This is a genomic window from Streptomyces sp. WMMC500, from assembly GCF_027497195.1.
GTDB lineage: Bacteria > Actinomycetota > Actinomycetes > Streptomycetales > Streptomycetaceae > Streptomyces.
Genome location: NZ_CP114905.1, coordinates 6544282 through 6560367 on the forward strand (window position 1 = coordinate 6544282; position 16086 = coordinate 6560367).

The window sequence follows — 16086 nt, forward strand, 5'->3', positions numbered from 1 at the left end:
GTACGGACCGGGCCGGCGCGGGGCGTACCCCGCCGGCCGGGCTTCGAGACCTATCCGACGCCTCGCAGACCCTTACGTCGCTCGCAGTCACCCTCTAATCTGCTGGTTACTCGCCAGTTACCAGCGAAGAGCAGGGCCGGAGGATGCAGTGACCGAGACCGAAACCCAGACGAAGCTGGACAGCCGCCCGCCGTCCGTCGCCACGCTCTTCCTTGACCGCGTCGAGTCCACCCCGGACCTGGAGGCGTTCCAGTACCCCGTGCGCGCCCCCGGCGGCGGGGCCGGCGGGGCCGACGAGTGGCGATCGCTGACCTGGGCACAGTCCGCCGAGCGGGTCTTCGCCATCGCCGCCGGGCTGCTCGACCTCGGCCTGCGCGAGGAGGAGCGGGTGGCGGTCGCCTGCAACACCCGGCTGGAGTGGATACTCGCCGACCTCGGCATCCTCTGCGCCGGCGGCGCCAACACCACCGTCTACCCCAGCACCAACGCCGAGGAGACCGCGTACATCCTCGCCGACTCCGGCAGCCGCGTGCTCGTCGCCGAGGACGCCTCCCAGCTCGCCAAGGTGCGCGAGATGCGGGCCTCGCTGCCCGACCTGGCGCACGTCGTCGTGGTCGAGGCCGCGGACGCCGCGGCCGAGGAGGGCGACCCGGAGGGCTGGGTGCTCTCCCTCGCCGAGCTGGAGCGCCGCGGCGCGGACTACCTGGAGAAGCACCCCGAGGCGGTACGGGAGCACATCCAGGCCCTGCGCCCCGACCAGCTCGCCACCCTCATCTACACCTCGGGCACCACCGGCCGCCCCAAGGGCGTACGGCTGTCGCACGACACCTGGTCGTACATGGGCTACGCCATCGAGGGCATCGAACTCGTCATGCCGGAGGACGTGCAGTACCTGTGGCTGCCGCTCGCGCACGTCTTCGGCAAGGTGCTCACCGCCGGGCACATCAAGGTCGGGCACGTGATGGCCGTCGACGGCCGGATCGACAAGATCGTCGAGAACCTGCCGGTCGTCCGGCCCACGCAGATGTGCGGTGTCCCGCGCATCTTCGAGAAGGTGTACAACGGCGCGGCGGCCAAGGCGAAGGCCGGCGGCGGCGCCAAGTACAAGATCTTCCTGTGGGCCGCCGAGGTCGCCCGCGAGTACGCGCGCGTCACGCAGGACAACCACCGCCGCACCGGCAAGCGCACCGCCCCGGCAGGGCTGCGTACCAAGCACGCCCTCGCCGACAAGCTGGTCTACGGCAAGTTCCGCGCCGCCTTCGGCGGCCGGATGCGCGGCATGGTCTCCGGCTCCGCCGCCCTCGCCCCCGAGATCGGCTACTTCTTCGACGGCGCGGGCCTGCCCATCCTGGAGGGCTACGGCCTCACCGAGTCCGCCGCCGCCAGCTTCTGCAACCGCCTGGAGACCTACCGCACCGGCACCGTCGGCAAGCCGCTGCCCGGCTGCGAGGTACGGGTCGCCGACGACGGCGAGATCCTGCTGCGCGGCCCCGGCATCATGCAGGGCTACCACGGCCTGCCGGAGAAGACCACCGAGGTGCTGGAGGGCGACGGCTGGTTCCACACCGGCGACATCGGCGAGCTGTCCGACGACGGCTTCCTGCGCATCACCGACCGCAAGAAGGACCTGATCAAGACGTCCGGCGGCAAGTACGTCGCGCCCAGCGAGGTCGAGGGCCAGTTCAAGGCGATCTGCCCGTACGTCGGCTCGATACTCGTCATCGGTGCGGACCGTAACTTCTGCACCGCCCTGATCTCCCTCGACGAGGTGGCCCTGACCGGCTGGGCGAAGGAGAACGGCCTGGAGGACCGGCCGTACGCGGAGCTGGTCGCCTCGGCGGAGGCGGAGGCGCTGGTCGAGGGGTACGTCAAGCAGCTCAACGAGCGGCTGCAGCGCTGGCAGATGATCAGGAAGTTCCGGATCCTGCCGCGGGACCTCGACGTCGAGCACGGGGAGCTGACGCCGAGTCTGAAGCTGAAGCGGCCGGTGGTGGAGCGGGAGTACAAGGACCTGATCGAGGACATGTACGCCGGCGCCAGGGAGGCCTGAGGCGCTCCTGCCCCGGACGGCGCCCGCGGGGCCGACATCCGCCCCGCCCGCGGACCGCTCGCACGTGCGACCGGTCCGCGGGCGTGCGTCTGCCGTCGTCCACGGCGCGCGAGAAGGGCGTTCAGGGGTGTGCGGGCGGCGTGAGTGTCGCCGGTCGCGCCCCTCGTGCGGGCGAAGCGCTCTCTCTCATTGACGGCGGCCGTGGCCCCCTTCCGCGGGGTGGGGAGAGGGCCGTGCCGGCGCGGGCGGGGTCTCGTACGCACGCGTGTCCACCGCGGTGAGCTGTGCGTTCGCCGCCGCGGCGGTCCCGGGCCCGGCGCGCGCGCCGCCGGGCCGACGTGCTGGGCGGGGGTGGCCGGAGGGGGTAGTCCGGGGGGTGCGGCGGGGGTCGGATGGGCCATATCCGGTCACCAGTTGTGTCACTTGGTGCATCTGGGCGAGCTCAGTCTGTCACTCTGGCTACGTGGGGAACGCCCGTATGCCGGGATTGGGCCGGGAGAGGACAGTGGGGACGACCTTCGCAGTGCAGGCCGCGCGTCGATCCACCGTGGTGTCGGTCGTGCGAAGAGAGCCCGCGGAGCCGGACGGCGAGGCCGGCGGGACCGGTCGGACCGACCGGACCGGCGGAGGCGGCGCGGAAGGTGCCGGCGGCACGGACGGGGCCGACGGCACGGACGGTGCGGACGACGTGCCGGCGCACGGTGGAGAGGCCCGCGAGGACGGCGCCCCCGCGACGTACCGTACGGCCCGGGACGGCGGTGGCACCGGGGGCGGGGACGGCGGTGGCGGCGGCTCGGCCGACGGCGGTGCCGACGACGACGGCGGTGCGGGCAGCGGCGCGGACGGCCCGGCGGCGGGCGCGGCTGCGGACGGTGCCGCCCCGGACGGCGCGTCCGCGGACGGTGCGGCCCGCGGCGCGCGGGACGTGACCGACATCGCCCTGACGCTCGCCGCCGGGATGCCCGCCGCCGCGGCGGCCCGCCGGTTCGTCCGCGGGCTGCTGGCCGGCCGCGCCGGGCCCGAGGTCGAGGACGCCGAGCTGCTGACCAGCGAGCTGGTCACGAACGCCGTGGTGCACGCCGGCACCGACGTACGGGTGCGCTGCCGGCTGGTCACCGAGGACGCGACCGCCGCCGGGCTGGCGTGCGACGGCGCGGACGGCGGCGGGCCGGCCGCGGAGCCGACGCTGCTGGTGGAGGTCACGGACGGGCACGCGGCCCGGGTGATGCCGCTGCCGGCGCCGGAGGAGTCGTACGGCTACGGCCTGCAGCTCGTCGCCGCGCTCGCCGACGCCTGGGGCGTCGAGCACCGGCGCAGCGAGAAGACCGTCTGGTTCCGGATGGGCCCGCTCCGCGAGGTCGCGGACGAGTCCGTCACCGACTCCGTCACCGACTCCGCCGCCGACTCCGCCGCCGACGACGCAGCCGCCGCGGTACCCGGCCGGGAGACCGGCGAGGCCGGCGCGTACGGCGTACCCGACGAGGAGGCCCACGGCCGGGGCGTACCGCACCATGCGGACGGCTCCGGCGGCGAGGTCGTGCGCGGCGCGCACGACCTCGCCGACGACGACCTCGCCGACCTGCACGTCGCCCACACCGCCGCGCTCCGCCTGCCCAGCCAGGCCACCGCGCACACCCCGCGCAGCGCCACCGACCCGGAGCTGCGCGGCGGCGGCCCCTGGGCCGGCGTCGGCGCCTTCTCGTTCCTCGCCGAGACCTCCGACATGCTCGCCGGGCAGTTCGACGAGGACATGGTCGCCTCCCTGGCCACCCAGCTCCTCGTGCCCCGGCTCGCCGACTGGAGCGCCGTCTGGCTCGAACGGACCGACGGCGCGGAGCCCCGCCTCGCGCAGGTCTGGCACGCCGCCGAGGAGCGGATCTCACCCCTGCGCAGCGCCCTGGAGCAGTGCCCGCTGCCGCCGCCCGACGCGCGCCCCGTGCCGGTGGCCTGGCCCGGCGGGACCGGCGGCGTCGCCCGCGGCCCGGGGGACGCCGGCTACGGGCTCGGCGGCCCCGCGCTGGCCTGCCCGCTGGTCGCCGGCGGCCGGCGCGTCGGCACGCTGCTCTTCGGCCGCACCGGCATCGCGCGGATCGGCGGCGACGTCGTGGCCGTCGTCACGGACTTCGCCCGCCGCGTGGCGCACGCCGTCTCCGCGGCCCGCCAGTACACCCGGCAGGTGACCATCAGCGAGGTCCTGCAGCGCGGCCTGCTGCCCAGCGGCATCGCGGAGATGCCGGCCATGGACACGGCCGTCGTCTACGAGCCGGCCGAGGGCGCCGCCGCGGGCGGCGACTTCTACGACCTCTTCCCCAGCGGCAGCGACCGCTGGTGCTTCGCGCTCGGCGACGTCTGCGGCCAGGGCCCCGAGGCAGCGGTCGTCACGGGCCTCGCCCGCCCCGTGCTGCGCCTGCTGGCGCGCGAGGGCTACGGCGTCGCCGACGTGCTCGCGGGCCTGAACCGCACGCTCGTGGAGCACGCCTTCGAGGCGGTGGAGGCGGCGACGGCGTTCGGGCTGCCGCCGGAGCAGGCACGCTTCCTGTCGCTGCTGTACGGGGAGCTGGTGCCGTACGCGCGGGACCGCGGCGGCGTCCGGTGCACCGTGGCCAGCGCCGGGCACCCGCTGCCGCTGCTGCTGCGCAGCGACGGCGGGGTGCGGGCGGCGGCGGACGCGCAGTTGCTGCTGGGCGTGCTGGACGACGCGGAGTACTACAGCCAGTCGTTCGACCTGGAGCCGGGCGACACGCTGCTGTGCGTCACGGACGGGGTGACGGAGCGGCGGTTCGGGGACCGGCTCTTCGACGACGGCGACGGGCTGGCGGAGGCCCTGTCGTGCTGTACGGGGCTGGGCGCGGCGGCGGTGGCGGAGCGGATCAGGACGGCGGTGCACGACTTCGCGCCGGTGCCGCCGCGGGACGACCTGGCGATGATGGTGCTGCAGGCGCGCGGGACGGAGCGGGGCGGGTACTGAGGGGGCGGGGACCGGGGCCGGAGGTTGCCCGGCGGCCGGGGGACAATGGGCGCATGCCCTCCGTACTGCCCGATGGCGAGCCCGCGCCCGTGGACGGGACCCTGCCCGCCGAGGCGCTGGCCGGGGCCGCCGACCGCCCCCTCGGCTTCTACGCCCACGTCCCCTACTGCGCCACCCGCTGCGGCTACTGCGACTTCAACACCTACACCGCCGCCGAACTGCGCGGCACCTCCCGTGACGACTACGCCGCCACCTTCGCCGAGGAGGTCCGCCTCGCCCGCAAGGTGCTCGGCGACGACCCGCGCGAGGTCGAGACGGTGTTCTTCGGCGGCGGCACGCCCACGTTGCTGCCGGCGGCGGACCTGGGGCGGATGCTGGCGGCGATCCGCTCGGAGTTCGGCCTCGCGGCGGACGCGGAGGTGACCACGGAGGCCAATCCGGAGTCGGTGGATCCGGCGTCCCTGGCGGCGCTGCGGGAGGCCGGCTTCAACCGGATCTCGTTCGGCATGCAGAGCGCGCGGGAGCACGTGCTGCGGGTGCTGGACCGTACGCACACCCCGGGGCGGCCGGAGGCGTGCGTGGCGGAGGCGCGGGCGGCGGGGTTCGCGCACGTGAACCTGGACCTGATCTACGGCACGCCGGGCGAGACGGACGACGACTGGCGGGCCTCGCTGGCGGCGGCGCTGGAGGCGGGCCCGGACCACGTGTCGGCGTACGCGCTGATCGTGGAGGAGGGCACGCAACTGGCGCGGCGGATCCGCCGGGGCGAGGTGCCGCCGACGGACGACGACGTGCACGCGGACCGGTATCTGATGGCGGAGGAGGCGCTGTCGGCGGCGGGGATGCAGTGGTACGAGGTGTCGAACTGGGCGGTGCCCGGGGACGCCGCGCGCTGCCGCCACAACGAGCTGTACTGGACGGGCGCGGACTGGTGGGGCGCGGGTCCGGGTGCGCACAGCCACGTGGGCGGGGTGCGCTGGTGGAACGTCAAGCACCCGGCGCCGTACGCGTCCGCGCTGGCGGCGGGGCGGTCGCCGGCGGCGGGCCGGGAGGTGCTGACGGAGGAGGACCGCAGGGTGGAGCGGATCCTGCTGGAGCTGCGGCTGTCGGCGGGCTGCCCGCTGTCGCTGCTGCGCCCGGCGGGGGCGTCGGCGGCGGAACGAGCGGTAAGGGACGGCCTCTTGGAGCACGGCCCTTACGAGGCGGGCAGGGCGGTGCTGACGCTACGGGGCCGGCTACTGGCAGACGCGGTGGTCCGAGACCTGGTCGACTGACGGGGCTTCCCGACCCCGGTCCCGAACTCCCCCGATGACCCCCGCACACCCGCCCAAGGGTATGCGCCTGCTGTGACATTTCCGGCTCACCGCCCCGGTTGCTCACGCCGCTCGATCCAACGTGCGTGCGAGGTGCGCGTCCCGAGGCAAAACTCGACGCCTGCGGGTGATTTCGCCCGTTTTGAACGGGGGCGATGCCGGAAGTTCGCCTCGGTAGCGCACACGCGGTACGGCCGGACCGTGCCGGTGCGCCCCGGTCAGCCCTCCGGGGCCGTGACGAAGTCGATCAGTTCCTCCACCCGCCCCAGCAGCGACGGCTCCAGGTCCCGGTACGTCCGTACCGAGTCCAGGATCCGGCGCCAGGCCGCGCCCGTGTCCGGGGGCCAGCCCAGTTCGCGGCAGACGCCCGTCTTCCAGTCCTCGCCCCGCGGGATCCGCGGCCATGCGGCGATGCCCACCGAAGAGGGCTTGACGGCCTCCCAGACGTCCACGTACGGGTGACCCACCACCAGCGCGTGGGCGCTCGTCACCGACTCCGCGATGCGCCACTCCTTCGTGCCCGGCACCAGGTGGTCCACCAGCACTCCCAGGCGCGCGTCCGGGCCCGGGGCGAAGGACTCGACCACCGACGGGAGGTCGTCCACGCCCTCCAGGTACTCCACGACCACGCCCTCGACCCGCAGGTCGTGGCCCCAGACGCGCTCCACCAGCTCCGCGTCGTGGCGGCCCTCGACGTAGATGCGGCCGTCGCGTGCCACGCGCGCGGTGTGGTCGCGGACCGCTATCGAGCCGGAGGCGGACAGCAGGGGGCCCGTGGCGGCCACCCGGCCGGGGAGCGTCAGCGTGACCACCCTGCCGTCGATCATGAAGCCGCGCGGCGTCAGCGGGAACACCCGGTGCTTGCCGAAGCGGTCCTCCAGGGTCACCGTCGGGCCCTCCGCCGTCTTCTCCGTGCGGATGACCGCGCCGCAGAAGCCCGTGCCCACCTCCTCCACCACGAGGTCCGGCTCGGCCGGCACCTCCGGGGCGGGCTTCCGCGGCTGCTTCCAGGGCGGCGTGAGATCGAGGTCGTCGTAGCGGCGCACGAAGGTGAGATTACGACAAGCGCCCCGCCAGCTCGTCCCGTTGGGCCCGTACGAAGTCCGCGTCCACCGCCGCCCCGTGCCCCGGCACGTACACCGCCGCAGGACCGCCCAGCTCCAGCAGCCGGTCCAGGGCCGCCGGCCACCGCACGGGGTCGGAGTCCGGGCCCGACGAGGGCGGGCCCGACTCCTCCACCAGGTCGCCGCAGAACACGACGGCGGGCCGCCCCGGGACGTACACCGCCATGTCGTGCGACGAGTGCGCCGCGCCCAGCTCGACGAGCAGCACCTCCCGGCCGCCCCCGAGGTCCAGCGGGTACGTGCCGGAGACCGCGTGCCGCGGGGCGACCAGGACGTCGACGGCCTCCGCCGCCGCGTCGCGGGACAGCCCGTGGCGTACGGCGTCCGCGCGCAGCTCGTCCGCGCCCGCCCCGCGCAGCCGGCCGGCGATGCCCGCCGGGCCGTGGACCTCCGCCCCGGCGAAGGCCGCGGTGCCGAGTACGTGGTCGAAGTGCGGATGGGTGAGCGCGATGCGGGTCACCGGGCGCCCGAAGCGCTCGCGTACCGCCCGGCGCAGCTCCGCGCCCTCGCGCAGCGAGGCGCCGGTGTCCACGAGCAGCACGCCTTCCGCGCCGCCCACGGCGCCCGCCGTCGCGTCCCAGCGGGGCAGCCGGCGCCGTACGACGTCCGGGGCGAGCTCTTCCCAACCGCCACCCATGGCACGACGCTATAACGTGACCGGCCGCCTTGCCCGGGCCGCCCTACCCGGCCGTACACTGGCCCCGAACCCTGGCACTCTGCGCCGTCGAGTGCCAGCGGCGGAACGGCGGGACGGGAACCGAGTGTGGAGGTGGGCAGCATGCTCAGCGAGCGCCGGCTCGAAGTGCTGCGCGCCATCGTCCAGGACTACGTGGGCACGGAGGAGCCGGTGGGCTCCAAGGCGCTCACCGAGCGGCATCACCTGGGTGTCTCCCCGGCGACGGTGCGTAACGACATGGCCGCCCTGGAGGACGAGGGCTTCATCGCCCAGCCGCACACCAGCGCCGGCCGCATCCCCACCGACAAGGGCTACCGGCTGTTCGTCGACAAGCTCGCGGACGTCAAGCCGCTGAGTGCGGCCGAGCGGCGGGCGATCCAGAACTTCCTGTCCGGCGCCGTCGACCTCGACGACGTCGTGGGGCGCACGGTGCGGCTGCTCGCGCAGTTGACGCGGCAGGTGGCCGTGGTGCAGTACCCGTCGCTGACCCGGTCGACCGTGCGCCACGTCGAGCTGCTCCAGCTCGCCCCGGCGCGCGTCATGCTCGTGCTCATCACCGACACCGGCCGGGTCGAGCAGCGCGTGATCGACTGCCCGGCGCCGTTCAGCGAGGACTCCCTCGCCGACCTGCGCGCCCGGCTCAACAGCCGCGTCGTCGGCCGCCGCTTCGGCGACGTGCCGCGGCTGGTGGCCGACCTGGCCGAGTCCTTCCCGGCGGACGACCGCGGCACGGTGCAGACCGTGCTGTCGGTGCTGCTGGAGACACTGGTGGAGGAGACCGAGGAGCGGCTGATGATCGGCGGCACCGCCAACCTCACCCGCTTCGACCACGACTTCCCGCTCACCATCCGGCCGGTGCTGGAGGCGCTGGAGGAGCAGGTGGTGCTCCTGCGGCTGCTGGGCGAGGCCAAGGAACCGGGCATGACGGTGCGTATCGGTCATGAGAACGACCACGAGGGGCTTACCGCCACCTCGGTCGTCTCCGTCGGATACGGTTCAGGCGGCGACACCGGCGAAGCCGTCGCCAAGCTCGGCGTGGTCGGACCTACCCGCATGGACTACCCCGGAACGATGGGAGCGGTACGCGCAGTGGCACGGTACGTCGGACAGATCCTGGCGGAGTCATAAGTGGCCACGGACTACTACGCGGTCCTCGGCGTCGGACGTGACGCCTCGCAGGAAGAGATCAAGAAGGCGTTCCGCAGGCTCGCCCGCGAGCTGCACCCGGACGTGAACCCGGATCCGAAGACCCAGGAGCGGTTCAAGGAGATCAACGCCGCCTACGAGGTGCTGTCGGACCCACAGAAGAAGCAGGTCTACGACCTCGGCGGTGACCCGCTGTCGCAGAACGGCGCCGCGACCGGCGGCTTCGGCGCCGGCGGCTTCGGCAACCTCTCCGACATCATGGACGCCTTCTTCGGCCAGGCCGGCCAGCGCGGGCCGAGGTCGCGCACCCGCCGCGGCCAGGACGCCATGATCCGGCTCGAAATCGAGCTGGAGGAGGCGGCGTTCGGCGCCACCAAGGAGATCCAGGTCGACACCGCGGTGGTCTGCGGCACCTGCAACGGCGAGGGCGCGGCGCCCGGCACGTCGGCGCAGACGTGCGACATGTGCCGCGGTCGCGGCGAGGTCTCCCAGGTCACCCGCTCCTTCCTCGGCCAGGTCATGACCTCGCGGCCCTGCCCGCAGTGCCAGGGCTTCGGCACGGTGGTGCCCAACCCGTGTCCCGAGTGCGCGGGCGACGGCCGGGTGCGCTCGCGGCGCACCCTGACGGTCAAGATCCCCGCGGGCGTCGACACCGGCACCCGCATCCAGCACGCCGGCGAGGGGGAGGTCGGCCCGGGCGGCGGCCCGGCGGGCGACCTGTACGTGGAGATCCGCGAGCTGCCGCACCCGATCTTCCAGCGCCGCGGCGACGATCTGCACTGCACGGTGACGATCCCGATGACGGCGGCCTCGCTGGGCACGAAGGTCAACCTGGAGACGCTCGACGGCCTGGAAGAGGTCGACATCCGTCCCGGTACGCAGTCGGGGCAGTCGATTCCGCTGCACCAGCGCGGCGTGACGCATCTGCGCGGCGGCGGCCGGGGCGACCTGGTCGTGCACGTCGAGGTCGAGACGCCGCAGAAGCTGGACCCGGAGCAGGAGCGGCTCCTGCGCCAACTCGCCCAGTTGCGCGGCGAGGAGCGCCCGCAGGGCCAGTTCAAACCGGGCCAGCAAGGGCTGTTCTCGCGCCTGAAGGACGCCTGGAGCGGACGTTAGCCCGAAGGGCCGGATTCCGGCGCTTCGGGCGTCCCGACCTGCGTGACAGGTTGGTGTCCTCCCCCCCCCCTCGGAGAGCGGAGGATGCCAGCCCGATCGCTCGGGCTGAGGTTCGCGGTGCACCGGCCCGGCAACCCGAAGCCCTTCCCGCGCAGCAACGGCCCACCCGGCCGCCGATCGCTTGGTTCTCGCGATACCGGCACGCTACCAGCTCCCAGGGACATCAAAGGGGGGCGATGACAGGATGAGCCCATGCCCACCGAGCTGAACGATCTGTTCACCTTCCCGATCGTGCAGGCGCCCATGGCCGGTGGCGCATCCTGCCCGCAGCTCGCCGCGGGTGTGCTGGAGGGCGGCGGCCTGGCGTTCCTCGCCGCCGGGTACAAGACACCGGAGGCGATGTACGAGGAGATCCGCCAGTTGCGGGCCGTCACCGACCGGCCCTTCGGCGTCAATCTGTTCCTGCCCCAGCCCCCCTCGCCCCCGGATCCCGCCCAGATCGAGGCGTACGCCCAGCAACTGGCCGGCGAGGTCGAGTGGTACGGCACGGAGCTGGGCGACGCCGGGGCCGCCACGGACGACGCCTTCGACGCCAAGGTGGCCATACTCCTGGACGAGCCGGTGGCGCTGGTCTCGTTCACCTTCGGCTGCCCCGAGCCGGCCGTGCTCGACGCCTTCGCCCGCGCCGGGACGTACACCGTCGTCACCGTCACCAACGTCGTGGAGGCGCGCCACGCGCAGGCCGCCGGCGCCGGCGCCGTGTGCGTGCAGGGCGTCGAGGCCGGCGGCCACCAGGGCGGCTTCCGCAACGATCCGCGCGACGACCGCGTGGGCCGCGGGCTGCTCACGCTGCTCGCCGAGGTGCTGGAGGCGGTCGACGTGCCCGTGATCGCCGCCGGCGGGCTGATGCGCGGCGGGCAGATCGCCGCCGTCCTGTCCGCGGGCGCCGCCGCCGCGCAGCTCGGCACGGCGTTCCTGGTCTGCCCCGAGTCGGGCGCCCACGCGCTGCACAAACGGGCCGTCACCGGCGGGGTGTTCACGCGTACGGAGCTGACCCGCGCCTTCTCCGGCCGCCCCGCGCGCGGGCTGGTCAACCGATTCGTACGCGAACACGGCCCGTACGCCCCCGCCGCCTACCCCCAGCTTCACCACCTCACCTCCCCGCTGCGCGCCGCCGCCGCCCGCGCCGGCGACCCGCAGGGCATGTCGCTCTGGGCGGGACAGGGCTACCGGCTGGCGCGCGAACTGCCCGCCGCCGAGCTGGTGGAGGTCCTCGCGCGGGAGCTGGCCGACGCGCTCAGCGGGACGACGAAGCCCGCCGGCGACGCCCCCGGGGGCCTGCTGTGACGGCCCCGGTGTTCGTCGCCGACGCGGCCGTGCTGGACGCCGCCCGCCCCGGCGCGGTGCTCGCGCTGACCGGGCCCGAGGGGCGGCACGCGGTGTCCGTGCGTCGGCTGCGCGCCGGCGAGGACGTCGTGCTCACCGACGGCGCGGGGCGCGGCGCGTACGGGACCGTGGCGGGCGCGGAGGGCGCCGACCGGCTCCTCGTGACCTGCGCCGAGGTGGTCGAGGAGCCCGCGCCGAGCCCGCGGCTCACCGTCGTGCAGGCGCTGCCGAAGGGCGACCGGGGCGAGCTGGCCGTCGAGACCATGACCGAGACCGGCGTGGACGCGGTGGTGCCGTGGACGGCCGCCCGCTGCGTGACCCGGTGGCGCGCCGAGCGCGGAGAGAAGTCCCTGGCCAAGTGGCGTGCCACCGCCCGCGAAGCGGGCAAGCAGGCCCGCCGGCTGCGGTTCCCCGAGATCGCCGGGCCGCACTCGACGAAGGAGCTGCTGCCGCTGCTCGCCGGCGCCGCGTTCACCGCCGTGCTGCACGAGGAGGGCGCCGCGCCGCTGGCCGCCGCCGAGCTGCCGCGCGCGGGGGAGATCGTGCTCGTGGTCGGCCCCGAGGGCGGCGTCGCGCCGGAGGAGCTGGCCGCGTTCGCGGACGCGGGCGCCGGGGCATACCGACTGGGGCCGACCGTGCTGCGCACCTCCACCGCGGGCACCGCGGCGGGCGCGGTGGTGCTCGCGGCGACCGGCCGGTGGTCCTGACCGCCCGGAGCCAGAAGTTCCGTTCACCCGGACCCGCACGTTCCGTATGCCGGCGTCACGGGGGCTTTTCCCGCGTGTTCACCGGTACGCCCCGATTCGTTCCACCCCGGTACGGGACGAAGGTCACACCGCACCGCAAAGCGGTGGTGGGCGCCGCCTCCGCATGATGGGATGATCCACGTGACTCAGCCTGCTTACCTGCGATTCCCGCACCTGCACGGCGACTTGATCACCTTCACGGCGGAGGACGACGTCTGGGCGGCGCCCCTCGACGGCGGCCGCGCCTGGCGGGTGAGTGCCGACAACATGCCGGTGGACCACCCGCGCATCGCCCCCGACGGCACCCGCGTCGCCTGGACCTCCACCCGCGACGGCGCCCCCGAGGTCCTCACCGCGCCCGTCGACGGCGGCGCGCCCGCCCGCCTGACGTACTGGGGCAGCGGCAAGACCTCCGTACGCGGCTGGACGCCCGACGGCGACGTGCTCGCGCTCACCACCCACGGCCAGTACTCGCTGCGCCGCACCTGGGCGCACGCCGTGCCGCCCGACGGCGGCCCCCCGCACGCGCTGCCGTTCGGCCCCGTCGGCAACGTCGCGTACGGGCCGGAGGGCCGCGTCGCGCTGCTCACCGCGGGCATGGGCCGGGAGGCGGCGTACTGGAAGCGCTACCGCGGCGGCACCGCGGGCCGGCTGTGGCTGCGTACCGCGGCCGACGCGGAGTTCACCCGGCCCGCCGAACTCGACGCCGTCCTCGGCAACGCCGAGTACCCGCTGTGGGCCGGCGGGCGGCTGGCGTTCCTCTCCGACCACGAGGGCACCGGCGCGCTGTACTCCGCGGATACGGCCACCGGCACCGACACCTCCGACGCGTACGCCGCGCTGCGCCGCCACACCCCCCTCGGCGGCTTCTACGCCCGCCACGCCGCCTCCGACGGCACCCGCGTCGTCTACGCCAGCGCTGGCGAGCTGTGGCTCCTTGACGACCTCGACGAGGGCACCGAGCCCCGCCGCCTCGACGTCCGCCTCGGCGGCCAGCGCACCGACCTGCGCCCCCGCCCGCTGCGCGCCCGCCACAACCTCGGCGCCGCCCGCCCCGACCACACCGGCCGCGGCAGCGCCGTCGAGATCCGCGGCACCCTGCACTGGGTGACCCACCGCGAGGGCCCCGCCCGCGCGCTGGCCGCGGAGCCGGGCGTACGGGCCCGGATGCCGCGGGTGTTCCGCGCCGAGGGCGCCGAGCACGTCGTGTTCGTGACCGACGCCGAGGGCGAGGACGCGCTGGAGTTCACCCCCGCCGCAGGCCGCGACGCCGGCGCCACGCCCCGCCGCGTCGCCGCCGGCCGCCTCGGCCGCGTCACCGCGCTGGCCGTCGCGCCGGACGGCAGCCGCGTCGCCGTCGCCTCCCACGACGGCCGGGTGCTGCTCGTCGAACGCGCCTCCGGCGACGTACGCGAAGTCGACGCCAGCGAGCACGGCGACGCCGGCGGCCTGGTGTTCTCGCCCGACTCCGCGTGGCTGGCCTGGTCCCACCCCGGCCCCGGCGAGCTGCGGCAGGTGCGGCTGGCCACCACCGACGGGCTGGCCGTCGCCGAGGCCACGCCGCTGCGCTTCCGCGACTACTCCCCGGCGTTCACCGCCGACGGCAAGCACCTGGCGTTCCTCTCCGAGCGGGCCTTCGACCCCGTCTACGACAGCCACGTCTTCGACCTGTCGTTCCCGTACGCCTGCCGCCCCCACCTGATCACGCTGGCCGCCGAGACGCCCTCGCCGTTCGGCCCGCAGCGCCACGGCCGGGCCCCCGAGCGCGGCACCTCCGACGACGGCGACGACGCCGGCTCCGGCGACACCCCGCCCGTCACCCGCATCGACCTCGACGGCCTCGCCGACCGCATCCTGCCCTTCCCCGTCGAGGCCGCCCGCTACTCGACGCTGCGCGCCGCCGAGGGCGGCCTGCTGTGGCTCACCCACCCGCTGCGCGGCGTCCTCGGCACCGACACCGCGGGACCCGACGACGACGGGCCCACGACCCGGCTGGAGCGCTACGACCTCGGCAAGCAGCGCGTGGAGGAACTCGCCGACGACGTCGAGGGCTTCACCGTCACCGGCGACGGCACCCGGATCCTGCTGCGCACCGACGGCAAGCTGAAGGTCGTCCCGGCCGACCGCAAGGCCAGCCACGTCGACGACGGCGACGGCGACAACGTCACCGTCGACCTCACGCGGATACGGCAGTCGCTCGACCCGGCCGCGGAGTGGCGCCAGATGTACGCCGAGGCCGGCCGGCTGATGCGCGACAACTTCTGGCGCGCCGACCTCGGCGGCGTCGACTGGGACGGCGTGCTGGAGCGCTACCGCCCGCTGCTGGAGCGCGTCGCCACCCACGACGACCTCGTCGACCTGCTGTGGGAGGTGCAGGGCGAGCTGGGCACGTCGCACGCGTACGTCGTCCCCCCGGGCGGCGCCACCCCCACCGGCGCTCCGGAGCGGCGGCAGGGGCTGCTCGGCGCCGACCTCACCCGCGCGGACGACGGCAGTTGGCGCGTCGAGCGGATCCTGCCGTCCGAGACCTCCGACCCGCACGCGCGCTCCCCGCTGGCCGCGCCGGGCGCCGCGGTCCGCCCCGGCGACGCGATCGTGGCCGTCGACGGCAGGCCCGTCGACCCGCAGGCCGGGCCCGCGCCCCTTCTGGTGGGCGCGGCGGGCAAACCCGTCGAGCTGAGCGTGCTGCCGGCCGACGGCGGCGACGTGCGGTACGCGGTGATCGTGCCCACCGCCGACGAGGAGCCGCTGCGCTACCACGCCTGGGTCGCCGGCCGGCGCGCGTACGTACACGAGGCGTCCGGCGGGCGCCTCGGCTACCTCCACGTACCCGACATGCAGGGTCCCGGCTGGGCACAGCTCCACCGCGACCTGCGCGTCGAGGTCGCCCGCGAGGGGCTGGTGGTCGACGTCCGCGACAACCGCGGCGGGCACACCTCGCAGCTCGTCGTGGAGAAGCTGGCGCGGCGCGTCGTCGGCTGGGACGCGGGCCGCGGCCTCAAGCCCGTCAGCTACCCGATGGACGCCCCGCGCGGCCCGGTGGTCGCCGTGGCCAACGAGTTCTCCGGCTCCGACGGCGACATCGTCAGCGCCGCGATCCGCGCGCTGGGCATCGGGCCGCTCGTCGGGCGGCGCACCTGGGGCGGGGTCGTCGGCATCGACAGCCGCTACCGGCTGGTCGACGGCACGCTGGTGACGCAGCCGAAGTACGCCATCTGGCTCGAAGGACCGGGCTGGGGCGTGGAGAACCACGGCGTGGAGCCGGACGTCGACGTGCAGCTCACGCCGGAGGACTGGGCGCAGGGGCGCGACCCGCAGGTGGAGACGGCGGTGCGGCTGGCGCTGGCGGAGCTGGAGCGCAGCCCGGCGGCGGTGCCGCCGGAGGTGCCGGGACCGGCGGCGGCCGCGCCCGACCGGGCGGGGCCGGCCGCGCCGGACTCGGCGGAGCGGGCGGAGTCGGAGTCGGAGTCGGAGTCGGAGTCGGGGGAGCAGAGAGAGAAGCCGGCGGGGGAGTAGCGGCAGGGGCATCGGCCACGGGCTGCGGGCACGGGCCGGCGGGGT

10 protein-coding genes are annotated in these 16086 nt (G+C 75.1%); 8 read left to right on the forward strand and 2 right to left on the reverse strand.

Features of this window, described 5'->3' with window-relative positions; translation table 11 throughout:
* The first annotated feature begins 148 nt into the window (after positions 1-148).
* From O7599_RS28145 to hemW, 3 genes are all read left to right on the forward strand, one after another.
* Positions 149-2050 (forward strand): AMP-dependent synthetase/ligase, encoded by a 1902-nt coding sequence (locus O7599_RS28145; RefSeq protein ID WP_281618401.1) that lies wholly within the window; start codon positions 149-151, stop codon positions 2048-2050.
* Positions 2051-2597: 547 nt separating this feature from the next.
* Positions 2598-5018 carry a SpoIIE family protein phosphatase gene (locus tag O7599_RS28150; protein ID WP_281623550.1) on the forward strand — a complete coding sequence of 807 codons (2421 nt, stop codon included), beginning with the start codon at positions 2598-2600 and terminating at the stop codon, positions 5016-5018.
* A 53-nt stretch (positions 5019-5071) separates the two neighbouring features.
* Positions 5072-6292 (forward strand): radical SAM family heme chaperone HemW, encoded by a 1221-nt coding sequence (gene hemW / locus O7599_RS28155; RefSeq protein ID WP_281618402.1) that lies wholly within the window; start codon positions 5072-5074, stop codon positions 6290-6292.
* Between the two features lie 257 nt (positions 6293-6549).
* On the opposite strand, the gene O7599_RS28160 is transcribed toward hemW, so the two are convergent.
* Both O7599_RS28160 and O7599_RS28165 read right to left on the reverse strand, forming a co-directional pair.
* Positions 6550-7377 (reverse strand): DUF3097 domain-containing protein, encoded by an 828-nt coding sequence (locus O7599_RS28160; RefSeq protein WP_281618403.1) that lies wholly within the window; start codon positions 7375-7377, stop codon positions 6550-6552.
* A 10-nt stretch (positions 7378-7387) separates the two neighbouring features.
* The gene (locus tag O7599_RS28165; protein ID WP_281618404.1) at positions 7388-8092 is read right to left on the reverse strand and encodes an MBL fold metallo-hydrolase; all 705 of its coding nucleotides are present in this window, start codon (positions 8090-8092) and stop codon (positions 7388-7390) included.
* 141 nt (positions 8093-8233) lie between these two features.
* On the opposite strand from O7599_RS28165, the gene hrcA reads away from it, so the two are divergent.
* The 5 genes from hrcA to O7599_RS28190 all read left to right on the forward strand — a co-directional run bounded on the left by hrcA (position 8234) and on the right by O7599_RS28190 (position 16041).
* The gene (hrcA, locus tag O7599_RS28170; RefSeq protein ID WP_281618405.1) at positions 8234-9259 is read left to right on the forward strand and encodes a heat-inducible transcriptional repressor HrcA; all 1026 of its coding nucleotides are present in this window, start codon (positions 8234-8236) and stop codon (positions 9257-9259) included.
* Entirely contained in the window at positions 9260-10393 is a 1134-nt protein-coding gene (gene dnaJ, locus O7599_RS28175; RefSeq protein ID WP_281618406.1) for a molecular chaperone DnaJ, read from the forward strand.
* A gap of 252 nt (positions 10394-10645) precedes the next feature.
* The gene (locus O7599_RS28180; RefSeq protein ID WP_281618407.1) at positions 10646-11740 is read left to right on the forward strand and encodes a nitronate monooxygenase; all 1095 of its coding nucleotides are present in this window, start codon (positions 10646-10648) and stop codon (positions 11738-11740) included.
* On the forward strand, positions 11737-12486 hold the full coding sequence (locus O7599_RS28185; protein ID WP_281618408.1) for a 16S rRNA (uracil(1498)-N(3))-methyltransferase: 750 nt from the start codon (positions 11737-11739) through the stop codon (positions 12484-12486). The genes O7599_RS28180 and O7599_RS28185 overlap by 4 nt, the downstream gene beginning before the upstream one ends.
* A gap of 171 nt (positions 12487-12657) precedes the next feature.
* A complete protein-coding gene (locus tag O7599_RS28190) occupies positions 12658-16041 on the forward strand; it encodes a PDZ domain-containing protein (protein WP_348652569.1) in 3384 nt (1127 codons plus the stop codon).
* Positions 16042-16086 lie beyond the last annotated feature (45 nt).